The organism is Spirillospora sp. NPDC049652 (genome assembly GCF_040675125.1).
In the GTDB taxonomy this organism is placed as follows: domain Bacteria; phylum Actinomycetota; class Actinomycetes; order Streptosporangiales; family Streptosporangiaceae; genus Spirillospora.
Map to the genome: position 1 here is coordinate 1 of NZ_JBFAOF010000938.1, position 2,731 is coordinate 2,731.

Below are 2,731 nucleotides of genomic sequence, written 5' to 3' on the forward strand. Positions count from 1 at the left end.
GCCCGACGTGTTCGCCGAGCGGGCGGGCGGCCAAAGCGACCTGCTCGACCGGTACGGCATCACAGCGGACGCGGTCGTCGCGGCGGCGACCGGCCTGATCAGCGCTAACCCCGGAGGTGGCACGGATGACCCGGACCTGTCCCGAGTGTGAGGGCCCCGTCGAACTCGCCGAGCCGGTGCGGCTGAGCGAGATCGCCCAGTGCGCCGACTGCTCCAGCGAACTGGAGGTGGTCGGGCTGGATCCGGTCGCGCTCGCCCTCGCGCCCGACATCGAGGAGGACTGGGGAGAGTGAGGCCGCTGGCCGTCCTCGCGTCCCGGGTGCGGTACGAGGAGAAGCGCGTCTTCGCCGCCCTGGAGCGCCGCGGGGTGCCGTACACGCACCTCGACACGCGAAGGTTCAGCGCCGAGCTCGGCGGCGGCGCGGCCGAGCCGCCGTTCGCGGCGGCGCTGAACCGGGAGATCTCCCACAGCCGCGGCCTGTACGCGTCGCTCCTGCTGGAGGCGCGGGGTGTCAGGACGGTCAACCGGTCCGGCGTGATCGAGGTGTGCGGCGACAAGCTGCGCACGTCGCTGGCCCTGGAACGTGCCGGAGTGCCGACGCCGCGCACGGCGGTGGCGCTCAGCACGGACGGGGGCGCCGACGCGGCCGAGCGGATGGGGTTCCCCGTGGTGGTCAAACCGCTGGCGGGCTCGTGGGGGCGGCTGGTGGCGGCGGCGCCGGACCGCGCCGCCGCCGAGACCCTGATGGAGCACCGCGCCGCCCTGCCGTCCCCGCAGCAGCACATCGTCTACCTGCAGGAATTCGTCGAGAAGCCGGGCCGCGACATCCGGGTGATCGTCGCCGGGGACGAGGTGGTCGGCGCGACGTACCGCTACGGGGACGGCTGGCGGACCAACGCCGCCCGGGGCGCGCGGTCCGAGCCGTGCCCGCTCGTCCCCGAACTGGCCACGCCGGCGCTCGCGGCCGCGCGGGCGGTCGGCGGCGGCGTGCTCGGCGTCGATCTCGTGGAGGGACCGGACGGGCCGCTGGTGTTGGAGGTCAACCACACCGTGGAATTCCAGGGTTTCCAGGCCGCGCACGGCGACGCCCTCGATGTCGCGGACGCCATCGTCTCGTACGCGCTCAACGCGGCCGAGCAAGGCGAGGAGCCTGATGCGTCCGAGCCTGCGACCGGGCTGAACGGCGATGTCGGGGCGGCTCTCGGAGGGACGCGGTGACCCGGGTCTCCGTCATGGGCGCCGCCGGCTACCTGGGCGGCGAACTGCTGCGGCTGCTCATCGGGCATCCCGACGTGGAGATCGCCCAGGCGGTCTCCACCCGCTTCCCGGGACGCCGCGTCGACTCCGTCCACCCCAATCTGCGGGCGCAGACGGACCTGGTGTTCAGCGCCCCGGACGAGCTGGCCGCCTGCGACGTGCTGTTCACGGCCACACCGCACCGGACCACCATGAGCCTCCTCCCGCCGCTGCGGGAGAAGGCGGGGACGGTGATCGACCTGTCGGGCGACTTCCGGCTGCCCGACCCGTCGGTCTACGAGCGCTACTACGGCGTTCCGCACTCCGCGCCCGAGCTGCTGGACGGGTTCGTCCCCGGCGTCCCCGAGCTGTTCCGGGACGAGCTGGCCAAGGCCGACCTGATCAGCGTGCCGGGATGCATGGCCACGGCGGCGATCCTCGCGCTGCGCCCGCTGGCCGGGCTGATCGGACCGGACGTGCAGATCGACGCCCGCACCGGGTCGAGCGGCTCCGGCGCCCTCGCCGGGGACGGCAACCTGCACGCCGAGCGCAGTGGCGCGATGCGGGTGTTCGCGCCGGTCCGACACCGGCACGAAGCGGAGGTGTCCCGGCTGACCGGGCTCAACGCGCGGATGACCGCCACCGGCGTGGAGGCCGTCCGGGGCGTGCAGGTCGTCTGCCACGCGACCGGCGAGGCCGACGAACGGACCCTCCGGCGGGCCTACCGCGAGCACTACGGCGACGAGCCGTTCGTCCGGATCGTCGCGCACCGCCGGGGCGCGCACCGGCTGCCCGACCCCAAGCTGCTGTCCGGCTCGAACTACTGCGATGTCGGGTTCGCGGTGGACGGCGACCGGATCACCGCGATCGCCGCGCTGGACAACCTGGTCAAGGGCGGGGCCGGCGCGGCGGTCCAGTGCCTCAACCTCCGCACCGGCCGGCCCGAGGCCCTGGGGCTGGGGTTCTCCGGCCTGCATCCGGTCTGATGGGCGTCACGGTGGTCAAGTGCGGCGGCGCGGTCCCCGCCGAGGCGGTCTGCGCCGACCTGGCGGGCCGCGCGGGCGGGGTCGTCCTCGTGCACGGCGGCGCGCCCGAGATCGAACGGCTGTCCGCCGAGCTCGGGGTGGCGTCCCGCACGCTGGTGTCGCCCAGCGGCGTGACCAGCCGGCACACCGATCCCGCCATGCTCGACGTGGTCACGCTCGCCCTCACCGGGCGGGCCAAGCCGCGGCTGCTGCGCGCCCTGGCCGGGAACGGCGTCCCGGCGGTCGGGCTGACCGGGCTCGACGGCGGGCTGCTGCGAGCCCGGCGCAAACCCGCCCAGCGGGCCGTGCGGGACGGCCGGACCGTCATCGTCCGCGACGACCACAGCGGACGCGTCACCGGCGTCCGGCCGCAGGTGCTGCGCGTCCTGCTGGACGCCGGGTTCGTCCCGGTGGTGTCGCCGCCCGCGACCGGCGAGGACGGGGCGCCGGTGATGCTGCCCAGGTTCCT

At 74.9% G+C, this 2,731-nt stretch carries 4 protein-coding genes; all 4 read left to right on the top strand.

The genetic code is table 11. The features are described 5' to 3' along the window. The first annotated feature begins 125 nt into the window (after nt 1-125). Complete coding sequence (lysW, locus tag AB0J52_RS35105) at nt 126-293, top strand: lysine biosynthesis protein LysW (protein ID WP_500187213.1); 168 nt, start codon at nt 126-128, stop codon at nt 291-293. Further along, the gene (lysX, locus tag AB0J52_RS35110) at nt 290-1,219 is read left to right on the top strand and encodes a lysine biosynthesis protein LysX (protein WP_500187215.1); all 930 of its coding nucleotides are present in this window, start codon (nt 290-292) and stop codon (nt 1,217-1,219) included. Before lysW ends, lysX begins: the two co-directional genes overlap by 4 nt. Continuing rightward, the gene (gene argC, locus AB0J52_RS35115) at nt 1,216-2,223 is read left to right on the top strand and encodes an N-acetyl-gamma-glutamyl-phosphate reductase (RefSeq protein WP_500187216.1); all 1,008 of its coding nucleotides are present in this window, start codon (nt 1,216-1,218) and stop codon (nt 2,221-2,223) included. Before lysX ends, argC begins: the two co-directional genes overlap by 4 nt. Further along, the coding region (locus AB0J52_RS35120) for an amino acid kinase family protein (RefSeq protein ID WP_500187218.1) at nt 2,223-2,731 on the top strand (509 nt) is incomplete at its 3' end. The genes argC and AB0J52_RS35120, both read left to right, overlap by 1 nt.

Bases quoted from the DNA above. Each gene is read 5' to 3' on its own strand.
- lysW (WP_500187213.1), top strand. From the start codon at position 126: ATGACCCGGACCTGTCCCGAGTGTGAGGGCCCCGTCGAACTCGCCGAG.